The organism is Mesorhizobium sp. WSM4833, assembly GCF_055811095.1.
On the sequence record NZ_JBVVQG010000001.1, the window covers coordinates 1 to 19,817 of the forward strand.

At 57.4% G+C, this 19,817-nt stretch carries 20 protein-coding genes and 1 tRNA gene; 14 read left to right on the forward strand and 7 right to left on the reverse strand.

Annotated features, from left to right (window positions below):
• Window positions 1-19: 19 nt before the first annotated feature.
• A complete protein-coding gene (locus AC0L2D_RS00005) occupies window positions 20-187 on the reverse strand; it encodes a hypothetical protein (protein ID WP_013531392.1) in 168 nt (55 codons plus the stop codon).
• Between the two features lie 155 nt (window positions 188-342).
• On the opposite strand from AC0L2D_RS00005, the gene AC0L2D_RS00010 reads away from it, so the two are divergent.
• Together AC0L2D_RS00010 and AC0L2D_RS00015 are read left to right on the forward strand one after the other, a co-directional pair.
• Window positions 343-418, forward strand: a tRNA-Thr gene (locus AC0L2D_RS00010).
• Between the two features lie 99 nt (window positions 419-517).
• Window positions 518-1,918 carry a tyrosine-type recombinase/integrase gene (locus AC0L2D_RS00015; RefSeq protein ID WP_473540064.1) on the forward strand — a complete coding sequence of 467 codons (1,401 nt, stop codon included), beginning with the start codon at window positions 518-520 and terminating at the stop codon, window positions 1,916-1,918.
• Between the two features lie 36 nt (window positions 1,919-1,954).
• Here the strand turns inward: AC0L2D_RS00015 and AC0L2D_RS00020 are convergent, their stop codons facing one another.
• Window positions 1,955-2,989 carry a COG3904 family protein gene (locus AC0L2D_RS00020; protein WP_473540065.1) on the reverse strand — a complete coding sequence of 345 codons (1,035 nt, stop codon included), beginning with the start codon at window positions 2,987-2,989 and terminating at the stop codon, window positions 1,955-1,957.
• Between the two features lie 546 nt (window positions 2,990-3,535).
• On the opposite strand from AC0L2D_RS00020, the gene AC0L2D_RS00025 reads away from it, so the two are divergent.
• The 4 genes from AC0L2D_RS00025 to AC0L2D_RS00040 all read left to right on the forward strand — a co-directional run bounded on the left by AC0L2D_RS00025 (window position 3,536) and on the right by AC0L2D_RS00040 (window position 7,414).
• Window positions 3,536-4,777: a nucleotidyltransferase domain-containing protein gene (locus AC0L2D_RS00025; protein WP_473540066.1), complete on the forward strand. Its 1,242-nt coding sequence runs from the start codon at window positions 3,536-3,538 to the stop codon at window positions 4,775-4,777.
• A 104-nt stretch (window positions 4,778-4,881) separates the two neighbouring features.
• On the forward strand, window positions 4,882-5,310 hold the full coding sequence (locus tag AC0L2D_RS00030; RefSeq protein WP_473540323.1) for a type II CBASS E2 protein: 429 nt from the start codon (window positions 4,882-4,884) through the stop codon (window positions 5,308-5,310).
• Window positions 5,207-6,292 carry a CBASS cGAMP-activated phospholipase gene (locus tag AC0L2D_RS00035; RefSeq protein WP_473540067.1) on the forward strand — a complete coding sequence of 362 codons (1,086 nt, stop codon included), beginning with the start codon at window positions 5,207-5,209 and terminating at the stop codon, window positions 6,290-6,292. Before AC0L2D_RS00030 ends, AC0L2D_RS00035 begins: the two co-directional genes overlap by 104 nt.
• 420 nt (window positions 6,293-6,712) lie before the next feature.
• Entirely contained in the window at window positions 6,713-7,414 is a 702-nt protein-coding gene (locus tag AC0L2D_RS00040; RefSeq protein WP_473540068.1) for a hypothetical protein, read from the forward strand.
• Between the two features lie 165 nt (window positions 7,415-7,579).
• Here the strand turns inward: AC0L2D_RS00040 and AC0L2D_RS00045 are convergent, their stop codons facing one another.
• The 4 genes from AC0L2D_RS00045 to AC0L2D_RS00060 form a co-directional block, all read right to left on the reverse strand.
• Entirely contained in the window at window positions 7,580-7,822 is a 243-nt protein-coding gene (locus AC0L2D_RS00045; protein WP_473540069.1) for a DUF982 domain-containing protein, read from the reverse strand.
• A 105-nt stretch (window positions 7,823-7,927) separates the two neighbouring features.
• Window positions 7,928-8,206 carry a hypothetical protein gene (locus tag AC0L2D_RS00050; RefSeq protein WP_164748846.1) on the reverse strand — a complete coding sequence of 93 codons (279 nt, stop codon included), beginning with the start codon at window positions 8,204-8,206 and terminating at the stop codon, window positions 7,928-7,930.
• A gap of 363 nt (window positions 8,207-8,569) precedes the next feature.
• Window positions 8,570-8,770: a hypothetical protein gene (locus AC0L2D_RS00055; protein ID WP_292656894.1), complete on the reverse strand. Its 201-nt coding sequence runs from the start codon at window positions 8,768-8,770 to the stop codon at window positions 8,570-8,572.
• 95 nt (window positions 8,771-8,865) lie between these two features.
• Window positions 8,866-9,090, reverse strand: coding sequence for a hypothetical protein (locus AC0L2D_RS00060; protein ID WP_013533288.1), 225 nt, complete (start codon window positions 9,088-9,090; stop codon window positions 8,866-8,868).
• 543 nt (window positions 9,091-9,633) lie between these two features.
• Between AC0L2D_RS00060 and AC0L2D_RS00065 the strand changes: the two genes are divergently transcribed.
• The 4 genes from AC0L2D_RS00065 (at window position 9,634) to AC0L2D_RS00080 (ending at window position 13,579) form a co-directional block, all read left to right on the forward strand.
• Window positions 9,634-10,194 (forward strand): recombinase family protein, encoded by a 561-nt coding sequence (locus AC0L2D_RS00065; RefSeq protein WP_473540070.1) that lies wholly within the window; start codon window positions 9,634-9,636, stop codon window positions 10,192-10,194.
• Between the two features lie 1,236 nt (window positions 10,195-11,430).
• Window positions 11,431-12,198 carry a hypothetical protein gene (locus AC0L2D_RS00070; protein WP_473540071.1) on the forward strand — a complete coding sequence of 256 codons (768 nt, stop codon included), beginning with the start codon at window positions 11,431-11,433 and terminating at the stop codon, window positions 12,196-12,198.
• Between the two features lie 479 nt (window positions 12,199-12,677).
• On the forward strand, window positions 12,678-13,121 hold the full coding sequence (locus tag AC0L2D_RS00075) for a hypothetical protein (RefSeq protein WP_473540072.1): 444 nt from the start codon (window positions 12,678-12,680) through the stop codon (window positions 13,119-13,121).
• Window positions 13,122-13,177: 56 nt separating this feature from the next.
• Complete coding sequence (locus AC0L2D_RS00080) at window positions 13,178-13,579, forward strand: hypothetical protein (protein WP_473540073.1); 402 nt, start codon at window positions 13,178-13,180, stop codon at window positions 13,577-13,579.
• Between the two features lie 232 nt (window positions 13,580-13,811).
• On the opposite strand, the gene AC0L2D_RS00085 is transcribed toward AC0L2D_RS00080, so the two are convergent.
• Window positions 13,812-14,732 (reverse strand): AbiTii domain-containing protein, encoded by a 921-nt coding sequence (locus AC0L2D_RS00085; RefSeq protein ID WP_473540074.1) that lies wholly within the window; start codon window positions 14,730-14,732, stop codon window positions 13,812-13,814.
• A gap of 585 nt (window positions 14,733-15,317) precedes the next feature.
• Between AC0L2D_RS00085 and AC0L2D_RS00090 the strand changes: the two genes are divergently transcribed.
• The 4 genes from AC0L2D_RS00090 (at window position 15,318) to AC0L2D_RS00105 (ending at window position 18,715) form a co-directional block, all read left to right on the forward strand.
• Window positions 15,318-15,680, forward strand: coding sequence for a hypothetical protein (locus AC0L2D_RS00090; RefSeq protein ID WP_198032151.1), 363 nt, complete (start codon window positions 15,318-15,320; stop codon window positions 15,678-15,680).
• Between the two features lie 409 nt (window positions 15,681-16,089).
• Complete coding sequence (locus tag AC0L2D_RS00095) at window positions 16,090-16,743, forward strand: outer membrane protein (protein ID WP_013531390.1); 654 nt, start codon at window positions 16,090-16,092, stop codon at window positions 16,741-16,743.
• 269 nt (window positions 16,744-17,012) lie between these two features.
• A complete protein-coding gene (locus tag AC0L2D_RS00100; RefSeq protein WP_013531389.1) occupies window positions 17,013-17,393 on the forward strand; it encodes a hypothetical protein in 381 nt (126 codons plus the stop codon).
• A 614-nt stretch (window positions 17,394-18,007) separates the two neighbouring features.
• Entirely contained in the window at window positions 18,008-18,715 is a 708-nt protein-coding gene (locus AC0L2D_RS00105; protein ID WP_473540075.1) for a Crp/Fnr family transcriptional regulator, read from the forward strand.
• Window positions 18,716-19,817: the final 1,102 nt, after the last annotated feature.

Here is a 19,817-nt window from a genome sequence, read left to right on the forward strand (position 1 = left end):
CCCCTATTCCCCTATTCCCTCACCCCATCCCCGTGACATGGCGCAGCCAGAACGCCAGCGCGATGAAGCCGATGATGGTGGTGACGCCGGTCCAGTCGACGTTGGCCTTCTTCACGTCGCTGATGATCTTCACCAGCAGCATCCAGGCCACGAAGATGATCGGGAGAATGATGACAAATCTGATCATGCGACACCCCTGCTCGAAGCGATTGCACCCTTCCCTAGATGTAGGAAGCAATCCGGCGGTTTTCAGGATGCCCTCGCCGACGGCCCATGCGGCATGCCGGGAAAAACGGAGTTTTGTCTTTACTGGCGCAACAAATATGCTAACCGGAGCGCCGTGCCCTTGTAGCTCAGCTGGTAGAGCAGCGGTTTTGTAAACCGAAGGTCGGCGGTTCGATTCCGTCCGGGGGCACCAGTTTCCACCCGACACTCCCCAGAAATCAAGGAACTCAAGGGTTTCAACGTCCCCCGAGGTACACCAAAAGGTACACCGAGGGGTACACCGAGGATGAAAATGGCACTGGAACATGTCCAGCCGCGCGGCAATCGGAAGGTCTATCGACGGAAGGTGCCCAAGGCACTTCGAGGCATTCTGGGCAAAACAGAGATGGTCCTTCGCCTAGGCAAAACCGACGCCGAGGTGCGCAAGCAGTATGACGCCACCCACGCCGAGGCAGAGCAAATCTTCGCCAAAGCATGGGACGAGTTGCATGGGGTGAAGGCCCCGGCATCGAAGCTCACAGCGCGCGAACTGTTCGACCGAGCGACCAAGCGACTTCGGGACCTCGGCTTCAACCCATACCGCGCTGGCGGCGGCGAGCCCGATGATCCTGCTGAACTGGCCGAATGGATTGCTCGCGATGTCGTCGCTGAGGAGATCGTCAAAGGTTATCCGAGGGACGAACAGACCGACCACCCCGTTGGGGTCTCTGCTGAGGACCGGGCACTGCTCACGCTACTGACCTCCTCAAATAAGCCCGTCGGTCCCTCACCCACCCTAGAGGACGCCAAGCGGCTCTATCTGAAGGACCGCTTCACCAAGACCAATCCTTCCGAGAAATCGAAGAAGCGAGACGAGCAGCAAGCCGACCGCGTCGTTGGACATGTCATATCGGCTCTCGGCTACGATCCGGTGTTGGCGGATATGAAGCGTGCCGATGCCAGAACCGTTGCTGACGCAATGTTGAAGGAAATCCCTACGGCCGCGACCGTGGACCGATACCTCAACGTCGTGCGCGCCATCGTTGCTCATGGCATTCGAGAGTTTGACCTAACCGGCACAAAGAACCAATTTGAGAAACTTGACGTTGCCGACAGCAGTAGGGAGCCGGACAAGCGAAAGAGGCTCCCCTTCACGCCCGAGCAATTGGCGGCGACGCGGGAGCGGGTGCTTGACCGCGCTGCCAACGATCTCCAACAGATTTGGAGGCTCTTAGAAGGCACCGGCTGCCGTCTATCCGAGATCACCGGACTTCGGGTTAGCGACGTTATGCTGGAGGCACAATATCCGCACATCGACGTTGAGTGGCATGACGAGCGCCGCGTCAAAACCGAAGTGTCTCGTCGGAAGGTCCCCCTCATTGGTGACGCCCTCCAGGCGGCGCATGAGGCCGTCGAGGCGGCAGGCGAAAGCAAGATGCTGTTTGCCCGCTACGGCCATGAAGGCGGTGGCGACAAAGCCTCAGCCGCGCTTGGTAAGCACGTTCGAGCCGCAGTGACCGACAAGAAGGTGACCACCCACTCATTGCGGCACCGAATGGAGGACTTGCTGGTGATCGCTTGGGTCCCTGAGAAGCTCAAGCGCTCGATCATGGGCCACTCAGGCGGTGGTGCTGGGGACAACTATGGTGGCGAAGAAGCGCGGCTCAAGGTGGCAACTGAGGCGATGGAGAAGGCCTTCGCTGCGGTTGGCTAAATAGTCGTCGCTTCCCCTTGCGGACGTTGTACTGCGCTAGCGCATAACTTTGCTGGTCTCAGCGATGATTTTGGGGTTCTGCCCAATCGCAATCGTGTAGCTGAAGCGCGCCACACCTTTTGCCTGCTTGTGCCTTGGCAGGCTGCGGACGACCCAGTCGTAAGTGCCCGACACCATGCATCGCTCATTGGCACAGGTGACTATGACGCTCTCGTCGTTGAGATTGTATCCCCGTTCCGGCCATCGTTGGAAATAGCTTCTCTTGTCGGCGATGATCGAGCTTAGGTCCGTTGGCTTTCCGTAATAATCGACGATGCCAGCATACGAATTTTGAACCTGAGCGATCGCCAAATCTGCGTTGTCGCCATGGTGCTCGATGAGCCCTTTGATAAATGCTACCGCCGCGCTCTCTAGCTGCCGCTCGTCTGCGCTGGCTTCAGCCGGGGCCGGACTGGGCGTTGGCGACACACGCGACTTGTCAGTGGACGACGGTGTGGTGGAAATGTTGGTTACGCGCAGTTCACCCATCTCACTGGCAGATAGATATCGCATATCAGACCTGTCGTAGCTCAATGCTACGGCCATCAACTTGGGGTCCACGCCCATCTCGGCCATGTAGGACATGATTTCGGCAGTTACGGCTTGAACGTTCGCCACAGCTTCGTCGGTAGACATTCCGCTCTCTGGGGCGAAGGATGAGCGGTGAACACCAATAGAGCCCGGATCGGCAACACGGCGAACGCCACCCATGAAAGCCAAGGAGCAAGCCGACGCGCACTGCAACTGTCGGACTTGAAGCGTATCAAGGCCGGCTGCTCGGATCATCCGTCCAAGCTGCATTGCACTTCCGATACTGCCCCCCGGCGAGTCGAATACGACCACCCTAGCCCCACTGCTTGTCACAGCGCGGCTAAACTCATCCAGGCGTTCGTTGACCCCAAATTCACCGGAGACGATGAGAAACGGAAGCTCGCCCGGCGACGATACCGGCTTGTATTCCAGAGCCTTAGTTGAACTTGCTGTGGCGACAATAACTGACGCGACAACGAGAAACTTCACAACCGAACGCATAACCCAACATCCAAACCCACCAACCTCAACTAAGAGCCACTTAAAGAACTATTTCAAGGGTCAACTGGACCGGGGCAATTGGCGATGAGAGAACTGATTGAAACTGAGTGTCTGTTGCGAACAATAAAATGATGTGCAAACGCCCTCATCAAGCCGATTCATGAGAAGGCCATGCCGGTGATCTTTGAGGCAAGAGGAGGCCGAGACGCGGCTGAACGCGCCGTGGTCTGAGGGCGGAGCAGCTACAGCGGACAAGAAGCCCGCCACGCAGATCAAGTTTCCGCAGGCCAAAGATGCAGGCGGCCAACTGTCATTCCCGAGAAACGTGAGCCCAAGCGGTATATTCGACACTTTTGACCGTATTCCGCGCTTGGGCTCGACCGGTCGCGGCCCCGGACGCACATCGCTAAGTGGCTTTGAATTGAACTGAGCTCCCCCCACTATCTTGTGCGTTGAGGATTTTTTCCTGCTACATCTTGCGTATTCTTGTTTCGTTCCTATATGTTAGGAGTGAGCGTTTTTTAGCACGTCCAAAGGGGGGGGCTAATGGCCTTCGAAGACACTGCGCCAGGCCTCGACGACCTTCTTCTGGACGTCGTGACGGTTATTGAGCTGAGCGACCATGACCGTGAAGTGGCGGACAACCGGTATCGGCGGTTGAAGCCTCACCTAGAGCGACCGACAAGCCCACTGCGCCCATATCTGATGAACAGCACCAGCCTCATCTACCCTCAGGGCTCGATGTCAATCGGGGCGACAATTATCAGCGGTACAGATGACGACAGGTTCGACGTCGACGCATTGGTTGATATGCCCGTCCCGGCACATTGGTCCGATGACGACGTGCTGGACCAGCTGTTTGACGCCCTGCAGGGGTTCCCCGATGTACGCGAGTTTGTTCGCTGCACGCGCGCGGTTCAGATGCGGTTCGCCTTCATGCACATGGATGTCACAATTCTTGACCCCGCCAACACGCCACGTGCCGAGCGGGTAGGTGAGATTTTCCATAGCCCCGATGCTGGAGAGGGCTCTCGTGTACCATCAAACCCTTACGGTTTCTCAAATTGGTATCGCCAGAACGTCATCTATCCATCTCGGGAATTTCTCAATGACATCCGCTCTCGTCGCCGCGCCTTCGGTGTCAACCGTCTGCCTGATCTCTCTGTTTTGGCCAAAGCCGAGCAGGAAGACCTACCGCCGGTCGTCCCCGAGCGCATTGATGCCCAGCAGGTATATTCCCTCAAGTTGATGAAGCGCTTCCTCAACCTCAGGTACGAAGATCGCGATATCAAGCGTCCTCCGTCAGTTTACTTGACCAAACTCTCGGCGACATGTGGCTACGATCCGCGCGGATTGACGGCGCAGCTTGAACGCTTTGCCGCCAAGATCCAGTTGGACATGAAGGCAGCTTTGATGATCAGCAGCGGGCCGGATGAGCGCAACCCCAGTTATCAACCGGACAGGTTGAACGACCGGTGGCCGAACTCGCAAGCTGACCGCAAAACACTCGCAGAGGACATGGCATTCCTTCTCCAGGAATTGCAGAAGGCGCGCTATTCGGACATCAAGGACATGCTCAAGGTTCTTGCAGAGCTGTTTGGGGAGCGCGTTAAGGAAAGGACCTTCGAGACGTTCACCAAGCGGATGGACCAGAGCGCTGGTCGCCGCTCGATGAGTTTCGAGCGAGGTACCGGCACAATTCTTCCGGCGAGCGTTGTCGCAGCTCCGGCAGTGGCAAGGGCCGCAGTCCCGAGCCACAATTTCCATTGCGAGGACGACGAGGAGTAATGCGGGGACTGGCCTATCACCAGCGTCCCCGCAGCCTCGGTTCACAGCAAGCGCGGATGACTTCTAGGTGGCCGCAGTTCCAGTTTTCCCAGCCGAAGGGATCGATGGTCAGTTGGGAGGGACCAATACGAGGGTTTCAGAGGCAGTATCTAATTGAGGCGTTTTGGGACTCCACCTCGTCTGACAAACCTTATGTCGTCTTGCGCGATCCACCGCTCACACCCCGCGATGGCAAGACCTTCGAAGAAATTCCTCATTTGCTGTTCTATAGGGAACACCCGGAACTGTCCGGGCTTTGTCTATTCGATCCGAACGGGCAAGAGTGGTCGAACAAGCTTCTCATCGCAGACACGACGATAGCGTGGTCCGCCGAGTGGCTACTTTACTACGAGCTATGGCACCTAGACGGTGTTTGGCGAGGAGGCGGAATTGGACCCGAAAACATTGCCGAAGCGCGGGCCGCGACCGTTTACCGAGAGAAGGGTCAACTCGCTAAGGAAGCGCCGGGATCGGCTGCCCTGGCCATCGGATAAGCCCTTCCGTATCCTCTCCCTCGATGGCGGTGGTATTCGCGGCGTCTATGCTGCCACGCTGCTAGCGCGCATAGAGGCCGACATCACGAACGGTCAGCCCATCGCGGACTATTTCGACACGATTGCGGGGACTTCGACGGGCGGCATCATTGCCCTTGGTCTGGGCCTCAAGAAGACCGCTTCCGAAATCCGGGACCTCTACGTCGAGAACGGCAACCAAGTCTTTCCAGAGTTCTGGTCACAGCATCCCAAGCTAAAGCTGGCCCGCCAGTTTTTCCGTGTCCTGCACGACCACCGCGTCCTTGAGAGACTACTGTATGGCATTTTTCAAGACGCCCGGCTCGGTGACTCAGAGGCGCGGCTTGTGATACCTGCCTTCCTTGGGCCGAAGACCGAAATCGCGGTGCTCAAGACTGACCATCACTACGACTACAAAAAGGACTATCTAATGGCGGCATGGGAGGCAGCGCGTGCGACGTCTGCCGCTCCCGCATTCTTCTCTGGCCATGGGGGCGATGACTACGTCTTCCTCGACGGCGGCGTGTGGGCAAATAACCCTATCATGGCGGCGGTCATTGACACGTTGTCGGCGTATGACATCTCGCGAGACCAAATTGAGATTTTTTCCATCGGCACAGGCAATGCATCCTATGAGATCAGCAAGTTTGCCGTGCGGGGCGGGTTCTTCAGTTGGCTAGAAATTATCAAGGGTGCAATGTTCTTGACGACTGACAACGCGCAAGCGCAGGCAACGCTTCTAATCGGTCCGGAGAAAATCCTACGGTTGGAGCCCACTGGGGAAGCCGCCAAAATAGCTCTGGATGATTGGAGATTGTCCGTTGACCAGCTAGTTCCGCTCGCTGAGGCACATTTCGATGGTTTCCGCGCCGAAATCGCGCTGTTTTTTCAAGAGACGGTTGAGCCTCGGCACCGCTTCTACACGGAGCCAATTACCAAACACGAGACTTGGGGATCGGTCTGATGGGGCCGGACTTGTGTGACGTCGCCGACAAGTTCGTTGCCGTCCACAAAGGCGATGTGATGAAGGCGCTCAAGGAAATGGACCGCGAAGGGCCTTGCGACGAAGCATGCTGGTGTCATTGCGTGGTCACGTGAGGCTAACCCACCGCTTGGCGAATACGGGGAACCCACGACGCTGTTTGTGGGTGGCGAAGTACCCGACATAGAATAATGGCCCCTATCCGTTTAGGCACAACAGCAATTTTATGACAGCACAATCGGACCAAAGTCTACGCTGCGTAACATGACTGATCTTGATGCATCACCTCAAATCGCTTCGTGACCACCTGAGTACAAAAAATTCAGTCCGTAGTGATTTGATAGGCGACGATGCAATGATGGCTGCCTCGTACAGCGGATACCTAACCCAGAGAAATCGTAGATGTTCGAACTTCGCTTCGGCACCCTAATGGAAGCACACCCTGCCCCACCACAGACTGGCGATGGCTTGTTGGACTACCTAACGCTCCTCGTGAACTTGATCGGGGCAATCGCTTGGCCGGTGGCTCTCGTCGTGGTTGTGTTGGTCTTCCGCAAGCAACTCGTAAAGCTCGCCGCGCGAGTGAGAGCAGTCAGCGGTCCTGCCGGCATCAGTGCTACTTTTGCGGATGAGCTGGAGAAAGCCAGGGAGGCAGTGGAGCAAACTCCCCCAAGCGAACAGCAACTTGAACGCCCGGCCCTTGAGATCAGCGATCCCTACCTGGAGTTGGCTAAGACCTATCCTGAGGCTGCGATCATGAACTCCTATAAGGAATTGGAGGCTTTCCTGACCGACGCTATGGGCGCAAATTCTCATGTCATCTCGCCGACAATTCTGATGACGGTCCTTTACAACAAGAAGGAGATTCCGAGTGAAGTATTTGACCTATTTCAACGTGTACGAAATGCGCGGAACTTGGCTGTGCACTCGTCTGCGCGGTTGACTGCGGGAGAAGCGATAGAGTTCAGGGCGCTTGTCGGCTCGTTGATAGAGGCAATCCGACCTATTGCGGCGAAGCTCAAGCAATTGGCAGACGACATTGCGCCAACGATACGCGAAGCCACTCAATCCCGGCGCGTGCGTCCTAAGAGGGCGACGTACTAGATCCTTAGGGGGGATTACCCTAGCCAGAAGCAACTTACTCGGAACGATCGTGTGTGATGCGAGTTAACCATGCAGAGCGGGTCGATTGTTCCTCAAGGGGATGTAGCCGCTCAAAGGGCCCGCTGCCTGTTCCCTCCGGTAGCGGGTCTTTCCTTTGAGTAGCCTCTACAAAGACCTGAGCATCCCCTGCTCCTTAGCAGCCTCCTCGAAGGCCTTCTGGACATCCTGGGGTGACGCTCGGTCCTCGAAGCAGTCGATGCAGAGCTGCACCGCCTTGTTCCACTTCGGTCCCTTCTCGGGCCACTTCATGAGTTCCTCAGCGGCTGCCTCGACGTTGCTGACGCCTAGCGTGATGCCGACCTTCTCGGTCCTGACGGGCACCACAGGGCTGAACCAATGGAGTTCCATCAGATGAACCTGCGGTGGGAGAGCCTGCACTTGAGGTCTTCGGCATTCAGTAGGTCTACGAGATCGTCGGCATATTCCCTATTGAGGCCTATCGCTGGCCAACCATCAGGCGAAACCGGCTGCCCGGTGAACACGTCGAACACCGTCCAGGTCCCGTCTTGGTCTCTCCTCAGGTCGTACCTCAACTGCCTCATCAGGGTAATTTAGGGTTTCCTGATGAGCCTCTTCAATGGCGTCGAGCAATGAGGCTAGAGTTGGTGGTAACTCAGGGTCAACTTCCAGCCCGAAGGCCTGCTGAACCTGGTGGCGGTTGTCCTCGTTTCGGATCAGCTCCAGCAGATGGTCGGCAACGGTCTTGTGACCGGCTTTGTCACGCTTCGTCATCAGGGGAGTCCCCACAAGTCCTGGCGCCTTTAACTTATTGTCCGATAAATGGTTCCATTGGGTCTTGCCTTAGGTCGTACCTCTGCTGTGCCATGAGGTCATACGTTGCGTTTCCGATCTAACTCGTCAAGCATGGACCGATGCTGCTCGGACATATCCCGATCCACTGGGAGGTTCAGCAGTTGGCGGATTTGATGGCGCAGTGTCTCTGAAGTAATCCACGTCCGAATGAGACGCGATGTAGCCTGCTGTTGCTCGGGAGAAAGCTCGTCCATGGTTGGCCCGCACGGTTAGACCGAGCCAAACCCCTGGTGACCTTAATGGTTCCCCCGAAGGATTGCCTGAAGAGATTTAGAGCAGCAGCTACTCCGCCGCCACCGACTGAAAAAGATCATCGCCGCGAAGGCCGGCTTGGTAACGTGCAATCAGGCGTTCGGCAGCCGTCGTAGCTTCGGGGCTTTCGCGGTTAATCCCGCGCACCTCACAGAGCATATCGAACAACCCTTGGAGCAGGGACAGTTCCTCAGGTTCGAAGGTGCCGTTCGCGAGACGTGTTATCGGCATGTGATCCCCTGCCCCCATTTTGGCCGGATAATTTGAGCGGGCAAGGTAAATGTCAACTCGGACCAAAGCCCCAAAGTGGCCATGAACCCGGAGGGCTAATCGTGCAGGTCGAAGAGAACGCCCTTTCCAGTTCTTGCAGCTATTTGGACCACCTTTTCACATAGTGGGTTGTCGTTGCCCAATTCGTCCAGCTCGTCCTTTAGGTCAGGCCGCTTCGTTCGGATAAAAGCGACGGCCTTCTTAAGAGAGACGATTTCGCCCTGAATGGCCTGGTCTATGGCTTGTTGTATGACGTCGTCGGACTTCAACAAGCGTTCCATCCGCGTGACCTCCCAGTCCCTCTCAGTGGCACTATTGGGAGAACCTGCCGAAAATTCAAATCACATTAGGGGATCGAAATATTTGGTAGAAAAATCTGCGCGAGTGATTGGATAACTAGCCCGCGCGCCGACCCCCCGTACCCCTCTCGATCCACCACACACCGCGCGACCAGGTCGCACCAAGCCCCGGGATGTTCAAGGCATTCCAGTCGCGACGATTATGACTAGGCCGATGGCTACCAAGAGGAGGACGACGATCATGACGATCTCAACGGCGCTTCCGCCATTGCCAAGTTTGTTGTCTTCCATCTCGCGTTCCTGCTTTCCGCAAAGATAGCCGATTTCGCCTCTTGCCTCAAACGCAACCGACCTAATCATTGGTCTCCCTAGGTCACTCAGCCTTTAGCTCCGCGCTTTGGATACCGCCGCGATTTGGAAGCGCACCGTTCACAAACCTATACGTTCGTGAACACCTCGCTTGACATGTACACTAATCGTCCACTAAGTATCGTTCACCAACGATCTTAGAGGATAGTGCACAGGATGATCATCGGCTACGCCCGCGTTAGCACCACCGGCCAAGACCTCGACACCCAGCTTGAGAAGCTGACGGCTGCCGACGCTGAGAAGGTCTTCAGCGAGAAGCGGTCTGGCTTGGACGAGACGCGACCCGAGTTGGAGAAGGCGCTTGAGTTTGCCCGTGAAGGTGACCTGTTCGTGGTGACCAAGGTGGACCGTCTGGCGAGATCAGCGGCGCACCTCCACCAGATCGTCAGGGACCTCGACAAGAAGGGCGTCGGCTTCAAGGTGCTGGATGACGCATCGCTGGACACGACCACACGCACCGGAAAGCTGGTGTTCGGCATCCTCGCCAGTATCGCAGAGTTTGAGACGGCTCTGCGGAAGGAGCGGCAGATGGAAGGCATTGCCAAGGCGAAGGCCAAGGCAGAGGCCCAAGGCGAGCCGTGGAAGACCGGCAGGCCCGTTACGCTCGACCATCACCTGATCAAGGCCCTGAAGGCTGAGGGACGCTCTGTGAGGCAGATTGCCAAGGAGGCCGGCTGTTCACCTTCAGCGGTCCAGAAGGTGCTGACGGGGGCATAAACCCACCCACTAGCACTACCCAACAGCTCCGTCTCGGGACAAGCCCCTCCACTAGCACTACGAGGCGCTGAATAGGTACACCACTAGCTCTACGAAGGGACAACCCACACCACTAGGAAGGGCGATAAAGGCCCCCACTAGCACTACGAAACGGATAGGGTGCCCACTAGCACCGAGCAGGGTCTTTGCACCCGCACGACGAAGGCGATTAAGGCCTCCACTAGCACCTACGCAACGCTCTTCTCCCAGATCGACCACCCTGTGCAGACCCGACAGGCACCCTCGTTGCTCCTTCCGGGGGGCGCTTGAAGGTGTCTCCGGGGTGGTCGGTCTTGGTGAGGTGCGAATGTTCAGACGCGTGTCTGCTCATCTATGCATTTGAGGGTGGACAATCGCCCAAATCGACCACGCCAACAAAGGAGCAATGGAATACACAACCGAAGTACTCGACCGAACCACCGGCGATCTCAAGACCGTCTCTTTGGGCAATTGGGTCTCCGTGACTGAATACGGCACTTACAAGGGTGTCGGATCTCGGCAAGTCCGAGCAATCCTATCTCACCTCGGTCTACTCCAAGAACAGCTTGAGGTATCCAGTACGGGCAACGCTAGGGTCACCCGAAGACGCCTCACTGACGAAGCGATCCGAGCCGGGCTAGGCAAGCGTATCTATCCGAGGAAGGCGGGGAGCTATCCCTTCGACGTCCTGTCACCCGAGGGGCAATCTTGGGCCGACCTAAGGTGGGACGGTGCGGTCAAGACCATGGCGTCAGAGATCGCATCAAATCCAATTGTCACGACTGCCAAGGAATGCCTAGATAGGTTCAAGGCTCGTCGGTCAGAGATGACACCACAGATGGAAGTCTGCTTCCTGTCCGACCACTTCCCTGACCTCCTCCAGGTCGACATCTGCAGGATCACCGGAGCATCGTCCCGAATGGTTTCCCTGCATGTGAACACCCGAGCAGACCAAATAAGGGCATGGAAGGCTTGGAAAGCGAAGGCTCTCCCGAATCAGGGATGACACCCTCAGTCCCGACTTGATTGACACCTGAGGCTGGACTCGAGTTGAGCCTGGAGTGGGGATTTCCCTCCTTGGTCTCTCTCATTGGTCTTCAACCCGAGGGTTCCCCTAAGTCCCCAAATTGGTTCGCCTTCGGGCGTTCACTGACTACCTCACCATGATCGTCATCCGACTGGATACCTACATTACACAAGGAGTTACATCGTCGAAAAATGACCACCGATGAAAAGGCTCTGGCCACCATGCGACGGCCAGACTTTGACCCCCATGACCGCTTCGTCACCTCAGTAGCCGTCAACGCGTATCTCGCCCCCTATCTTGATCAGCACCCGGATGGGACCTCGACCATCGAACACCAAACCGGCCAGCCATGGCGCGGAATGGTGAGCGAGACGGGCGTTTGTGTCTATCGTCCGACTGCCTTCCAGATCATGCAGGCGCATTGTGACCCAAAGGCACTAACCGACCGGGAAGTATTGTTCTTGGTCATGACCTCGACCGAGAGCGAAAGCTACACCCAGGCCGACTGGAGCCAGATGGTCGCGGGCGAGATGCTGGGGGCCAAGGTCCGACAGGAAGCGGACAGGCGAGGCAAGCGGCACAAACTTGACCATGACCGAGGAAAGCGAGGCAGCCGCGAACGGCTGACGCTCGACCATTTACCGGGCCAGCGGGCGATATCCGACCATGCCCTTCCACAGCGCGCAAAGATGCGCCGAACGGAGTCACTTAAAGCAGCACAGGAGCGAAGGAGCTTGAGACGAGCAACAACGGAGGGGATCGTGGTTCAGCCGCGCAAGGATCAGTGGCGCGAGATGAACCGAAACGATGTGAAGGAGTATCACCAGACCATGGACCGGCTGGTTGCAATGGGCACCCTCGACCCGCTCATAGTGGATGAGATCGCGGACCCCGAGGCATCACCGATTGCGTACCTCTACCGTATGGGTCGGATGACCTCGAAGGGCGATCGGGCATGAGTGGTCTACGCGGCCCCCTGCCACCCGAAGACTACCCCAGCCGGGAGACGGCCCTAGTCATCGTCGAAGCGCTCGGTAAGGGCCAAGCAGGGACGTCGAGCGAACTGGAGCGGCTGACCGGCATCTCCAATGTCCTTGTCGTCGCCGACCGCTGCTACATGGTTTACGGGTATCCAGAGCTAGAGCCGGCAGCGGTTGCCCGAGGCATGACTGAGGTCTTCATGACGCCCACAGCGCCCCGCAGAGAGCCCGCCGGAGGTAGCCGCGGTCTCTCCGCACCGTCCACGCCAGCCGCGCCCGACGCGCGTCCTGAAGGCCGAGAGACGATGACCTACGGGTTCACGCCTCGACGCTGACCTACCCCCAGCCCGGTTGGGGGTTAGGGTCGACGCTGACCATCACAACTGCATCAACAGCAACAGGTCTTGGCGCAATGCCGCTCCGAGGCCAACACACCCACATTGAAGGAACGAAATGAAATGACCGACTACATCGACAACCCGAACAAGTACCAGACCGACAACACGCCGCTGGCTCAGGCCATGATGCGGGCTCAGGCTGCACAGGCCGAAGCTGACAGGGCCAAGCAAGACGCCGTGGCTGCCGAAGCGACAGAGCGAGCCAAACAGGAAGAGATTGACCGCGCTGTCGAACTCTCGATGTCCCGCATGAACCAGCAGCTTCAGGCCCAGCGCATGGGTGTGAAGACCCAAGGAGCGATCCGGTCTCAGGACGTTGGGGTGATCCCGCCTATGGCAGAGGTCGAGAAGACCACGGTTAGGGTTCTCGGCGGCATCGAGGTCTCTTACCGCCAGGCCAAGGACATGGCCGAGGTCGGGCAGATCACGCAGGCCGAGTTCAACAAGGCCGTGGTCGATGGCCTTGAGGCTCGTGGCTACGCGGCACCGAAGTCTTTCAGGTAACCACGGCGGACGTCGAGAAGCCTCTGGCCCCCGACGAGGGGCTGGAGGTTCCGACCGTGGATGAAGACCCACAGGACGTAGACAAGGAGGAACTGACCGAAGCCCAGTTCAAGGAGTTTGTCCGCTCGGCAGACCAAAGTCTGGACAGGTTCCGCGACACCCACAGCGAGCCGCAGCAGCAGTTCATTGTCGACGCCTTCGTGGAAACCGGAGAAATCCCGACCGGGGAAGCGTTCGGGATCGAGGAGGTTGAGGCGGCTGTGGTCGTCACTGCGTTCTCTCAGCATCTGGAGCGCAATGTGCTTCAGCAGCATGGGCTGACGCTGGAGACGTATTTTGAGCATGTCGACGACGCCGACTACCCGGCGCTGCGCAAAGCTGCGGCTAAGGGCGAATGGCACGTCTTCCACGATCACGCTATGGCCATAGCAGCGGCGCGAAAGGCGCACGGGCTCTGAGCCGCTGACCATCGTCCCTGCCCCGATGCATCGCCCCAAGAGGTGCGTCGGGGTTAGGGTCTAACCGATGGCCGGTTTCACAGCGGATGCAACTCCGCTTCAGGCAATCGTCCCGTCATCTCAAACTTCTGGCAACGCGGGATGAGAGCATAACGTCCAAGGTTGGTCCGTCGGCAGAGCAGAAATATGGCCATATCGCCATCTACTACCCTCCTACTGACCTCTAAGTGGCCTATGCCTTCAGGCCGTAGTACTTCAGCGCGGCCTCTGTGGCCACATCTGTCAAGATAGATGAGCCGATCTTCCATGCGCCGCTTGCTGCCTTGGGTACGTTCTTCTTGACCCATGCCAGTGCCTTCTTTCCGAGAGGCTTCTCGGCACTCTCCGGCGGTTCGGCCGCAACGATTTCGGAAAATTCCTTCGCGGCAGCCTGAGGCAGCCCCGCCTTCACCAGCGCGCTCGCCATCGAACCAACATCACCTGCCGTGATGGACAGAGTTACTTGGGCACCTTCCGATGCCATCACGTGGGTAAAATTCCCATACACGGTCTGATTGAAGACTTGCGTCACCGCCGCCTTACGCTCTGGCTTCTGCGGTATAGCTTTTGTCAGGGTAAGCTTGACCGCCTCTGGCACTCGCTTCTCGAGTTCGATTGTGAGTTCCAAGATGCGGCTGCGCACCACTTGCTTGATCTCCTTCATGGCGACCGCCGAGAGTTGCCCGACGACCGCATTGCAGATCCAATCGTCGTCGTACACTTTGCCTTGAAGCAGGAGTATGAGATTCGAGGCGTTGATCCCAAGCGTTCCGGGCTGTTTCCCAGCCATCTCCTCCACACCTGCGATACTCTCGCGCACCTGGTATTGAGTCCATGCTACGCCAGCGTATTGTTGAATTACCAAAGGTGGTATCGGCGCGTTCTGGATGCTCCGCCCAAAAGGTCCCGACCACGTTCCTTTGTAGCTTACTTCGACGATCCGGTACTGTGGCACATCGACCTCGCGGGGATACCCTTCCGTCTCGTACTTCACCCAGTCTTCAAGTGGTTCGCTGCCGAGGCGCGATGCCAGGAACCTCGTCTTTAGCAGGATCGTGCTGAGTTCCGCGCCATCACTCATCACCGCAGCCTGTATCTCGCGAAGTATGCTCATGATTGTGCCCCCAACTACTTCGCCATCATATATGGGTGCGCCTCTGACGGTGCACGACAAATGGACAGGACAAACTGTCATCGATAGCGAAAAACTCGGCTACGAATGTTGACAGAAGGTACACCATTCGGGCACAAAGAGGTACACCGAGCTTAACCACTTCGGGGGGAAGATACCCTTCTATCCCCTTGATTTCTTAAGGTAAATTCGGGCGGAACGCCTCAAGTGGGTTTGGCCTTTAGCGCCGTCCGGGGGCACCAGCACAATGCAAAAACCATAACATTTTCAAAAGCTTAGAAAACAAGGTTCGGGTTCGATCCACCGCTTATCCACCTGGAATTTTTCATTTGCCAACGCGAGTATCCGCCCCAGAGCATCACCGTATCCGGATCATCCTCTTCGTCCTCCTCCGGCTCGTAAGGTTCCGGCGCCACCAGCAAATCGATTCGCCTAAGGTCAGTCCCTCCCATTGGCGCATCGAGCGAGAGCGTTTTGAAGGTGTCATATTTGTGGATAGTGTGCTTGGTGCTAGGTTGCCAAATATTCAGCCTGGCTCAGATTTGGGAATATTGGGGGGACGTCACTTTGATCCGCATTTTGGTCGCACTCGCCGCCGCAATTTGCTTCGCGTCTTCGGCGGCTTCGGCAGGACAGGACAATATCCACTTCCTGGTCGGGATGCCCGATGCCAAGTTAAATTTGGCCGCTAAAATGGCAGGTAACCTCAACGGCGTTATGCAAAGGTGCCGGCTGAGGCCTACAGAAGATGGAAAAGCTATCATTGCTGTCCCTGTGCTTTTGTACGAGGGGATAGAAAAACACCTGACGCCTAATCCTCCTAAGTTCCGGAAGGCCATTCGCACCTATGAAAGAGCTTACGCCATGGCGGTCCAGAGAGCGGGAAATTGCCAGGCTGAGAAGGCCAAATACCCGGGACTTTACCGATAGATGGCTGAGAAGGGACCCGGACATTGGGCGAGTCACCGCCCTGCGCGCCGCCGCCTAACTATGGCGTCGACGGCATCCTTCCTGATTGCTGCGGATTGAGCCGTCCGGTATACCCATCGGCATTCTTCACGAACACAGCTGCAAGCCTGATCCGTGCGGCAGCGGCTTCATTGAAGATCAGAACGGCACCCTTCCACGCTCCGCACTTGAATTTCTCGATAATGCCCGCATCGAAGCCTGACGCGGAAGTATTGAGCTCTTCGAGGGATGCCTGCTTGCACCGGCCATCCCGATACCTATTTCGCCGAATTCAGGCGCAGCAACTTAGCCTACGGGTGTGACTTCCTAGCTATATACAAAGTTGCAGGCTCATCGATATAAGGCGATTGGCGATTTTGATGGGGATTTCATGAAAGCTTTTTTGCTCGCTTCATTCGTTGCGCTTTCCGCGGCTCCGGCCATGGCTGCCGATATGACGATCGCTCCTGTCGATACCCCTGAATGGACCTGGCAAGGGCCATACGCCGGCGTGTTCGGTGCCGGAACGTTGGAACACTACAAGATCTATGGACCGGGCGCCCAGGCTGGCGCAACGCATAATGTCGGCTCGGCAACGGTCGGCGGCTTTGCAGGCTATAACCTCCAATCCGGCAAGATTGTCTATGGCGTCGAAGGCGAGCTTGGCTACCGCTTCAAGAAGAACACCTTCGACGATATTCCAGGCCCAGGCGTCCTTGACGCCTCCACAGGTTTGTTCGGATCCGTAAAGGGTCGCGTTGGCATGGACATGGGAGCCTACATGCCGTTCGTCACGGCTGGTGTAACCGCTGCAAAGCTGAAGACATTCTACCCAGGTGGAAACGCTGAGCGGGATGCCACCTTGGTCGGTGGTGTTGTTGGAGCAGGCATCGACGTCGCGCTCACACACAACGTGTTCTTGCGCGGCGAATACGACTTCTCCTTCTTCGGCAAGAAGTCGCTTGAATATTGTGGCGGCGGATGCACGCTGGAACACACGCTTCAGACGCACGATTTCCGCGTCGGCATCGCGATGAAGTTCTAACTGTTCAGCGCGTCTCCGACTTTGACGCCCCCCGCGGGAATGGCAAGACCAAGGTCCAGCTTGTGAATGGCATTCCGCGGGCGCAATGTCGCCGCGAACCCGACGGCTAGGGGCCTGGATCGCAAATAGTTTGCCGTTCAGGCCCTTCGTTCGTTCGGGACCATGCCCATCTGCGCGCCATCCCTTCGTACCAAACCGTACGTTGAATCCTTCTTGGGTCACGCGTGACAAGAGAGTAAATAAATCCTTTCGCAGGAAGGGAGGCCGCGATGGCAGAAACGCATATAGAAGTCGCACGCGCGGTTATAGAAACCAGCTTTCGGTTGCGGCACCATTCCCTGGCCGGAACTGCCTCATTTCGCCGTGATATGGACCACTCCCGACGCGCAATCGAGGCCTCGCGCGAACTGCTCAAGCGCCTTCGCCAACGTCATCGCGATGACATGGCCCGGGAGGGAGATCCGGAGCCAGGTCCTGTTGCCGTCTCGGCCTTCGATGCCGACATTCTCCGCTCGGCGTTTCGAAACCTGGTCAGGGAAACAGGCGTTCCCGAGTGTGAATGGCGCCACCTGGCTGAAAGCCTGGTCCGCGAATATGTCGGGTGCGAGCAGGTTAACGTTGGCTTGTTGGACTGGATTACCCACAAGTAGTCAGCGGTATAAATTGCGTACCAACGCAAAACAGCCCGCCCCGCCCACATTGCCGGTGACACGAAACGGGCTGCGGAAGCCCGCATGCGATGCTTCCTGCAATCCAACTTTGGGCGAGTACGGATGTTCCGTTAGTTTCTGCTGAAAGGCGGTACATTCTGCTGCCGTGGCCATTCGACAGTCACTGGTAGGGTAGACCCGCCGCTCCATTTGCGAAGCGACGGGCTCTCGCCCACCCCATGCCTGTCAAAGCAATTTAGATGCCAACTTTTTGACCCGTTATGGGGCACAGCCGTCGCCTTGCCAGTCGGTCCCTACCAGTGGCCTTCTCGTCGCTCTAGCTCGACATCGATAATCATGTACATCATGCCGGCTCGTTGGCTGTGATCGCAAATTGTCGGATTCGTACGAAGCAGAGTTCTGTACGGTTCCAACCCTTTAACTTTGTACACCCCTGTTTTGTAATTCGGCGGCCGAGGGGACGCCGTGCATCAGGTCGCATTTCACTGTCAATCGCGCGCCAGAGGGCGTATCTTCTCGAAATCGTCTGCACGTGTTTACGGGCGCGGACGGCAAGGAGATTGGAAAGCTCTTGCCCCAAGCGGGATTGAGCTATGACCAATCCAGAGAATGATTCCTATAAAAACCAATTGTTGCGTCGACTTAACCCTGGTGACCTGGGGCTTTTGCAGCCACACCTTGAACTGTGTGACCTCGAGCCGAAAATGACCTTAGAGAAAGCCGATTCGGAGATCGAGACGGTGTACTTCCTGGAGGACGGCATCGCTTCTGTGGTCGCGACGGCTTCAGGTAAGGAAGCCGAGGTGGGCCTTGTCGGCTTTGAGGGAATGACCGGTGCCGCGCTCGTGATGGGCGCTGACTATGCAGCGCATCAATGCTACGTTCAGTCGCCCGGCAGCGCTTTCAGGATGGGAACCGAGCCCTTCAAGGAGGCTCTTGCGAACAGCCCAACGTTGCGCCTTTTCCTGTTGCGCTATGTCCACTACTTCCACATCCAGACCAGCTATACGGCCCTGATCAACGCAAAATCAAACCTTGAAGAGCGGTTGGCGCGCTGGCTTCTAATGTGTGACGATCGGGTCCACGGCGAGCGCCTTGCGATCACCCATGAGTTTCTCGCCGTCATGCTTGGAGCAAGACGCCCAGGCGTTACCGTTGGGCTGCAAGTTCTGGAAGGACGTGGTTTCATCTATTCTCGACGTGGCGAAGTGCACATCAGGGACCGCAGCGGACTTGCGGCCTGCGCAAACGGCACCTACGGCAAGCCAGAAGCCGATTACGTTCGGCTAGTTGGATTATAGCGCTCCAAGCATGCCGGACGTAGGCCGCGGTGATCCAAGCACCTGCGCCTCGCGCCAGCAATACAGCCCGTCCCGCCCACATTGCCGGTGACACGAAACGGCTGCGGAAGCCGCGATCCGATGCGATTGCAATCCAACCCTGGGCGCGCACGGATGTCCCGCAAGCTTCATATCCCGTGCGTCAGCACAAGATAAATAGCGGGGACGAGCATCAACCAGCCGCTCAGTCCAAGAACCACCAAGATGGCCATGCGCTCTGTTCGCCTGACAAGGTCGGCAATGTTTTCTTTGTCCGGCAAAGCGACGGAGGCCACAAACCCGGGCGCACGATCATCGTTGCCATTTCCCGGTTGGTTCGCGCTGCCACTCTCATTCGATCTCTGGACCAATGTCATTGTGATCGTTCACCGAAAAGAATCTAAACCGGCCCGTTCTCGGCGCGTGAGCCGGAACGGGCCGAGGCGGAAGATCAGTTAAAATCGAAGGACGACCGAAGGACCACGTCGGCGGTAGCACCGGACGCGACGGCGACCATGCCGCCAATAACTGCGGCAAACCCGTCTCCAGCCCCGCCGGCGGCGGTGGGGACGGTAGTGCCAGTCCCGATGGTAGACTTGCTGCACTTCTGCCTGTGCGTCTTCTTCAAAGGTCTCTGTTTGTGGCGTCTCAAGTTCATCGAGGATGCCGTGTCCGGCCCCTGGAACACCCGCCATTGCGTCAGTTGGGCGGACAGCGCTTGCAAGGGCCGCTGCCCCGGCAACGCCAAACATTGCAGTCAAGAAGGATCGCCGATCCATAATAAACCTCCCAAGGTACATGTGCTAGAAATGCGCCCACGCCTGCCGAATGAGCATGCATGGGCGCACGGTGAAATACAGGACCCGCCCGCCGTCGAAGCAGCTCACGGGTCCTATCAGCGCAGGAAGGGACGTAGCTGCGCCGATCCACGCCATGTCAGCCAAGAACGACCCCCATCACCAAGAAGGTGATGGCTGTTGCGAAAATCGGTGCGAGCAACCATCGCGCCTGGCCGACACTTTTTTCCACTGTTTCTCTCCGAATTGGAGAGACAAAAACCTTTAGGCCTAAGCCGTTCCGCCTA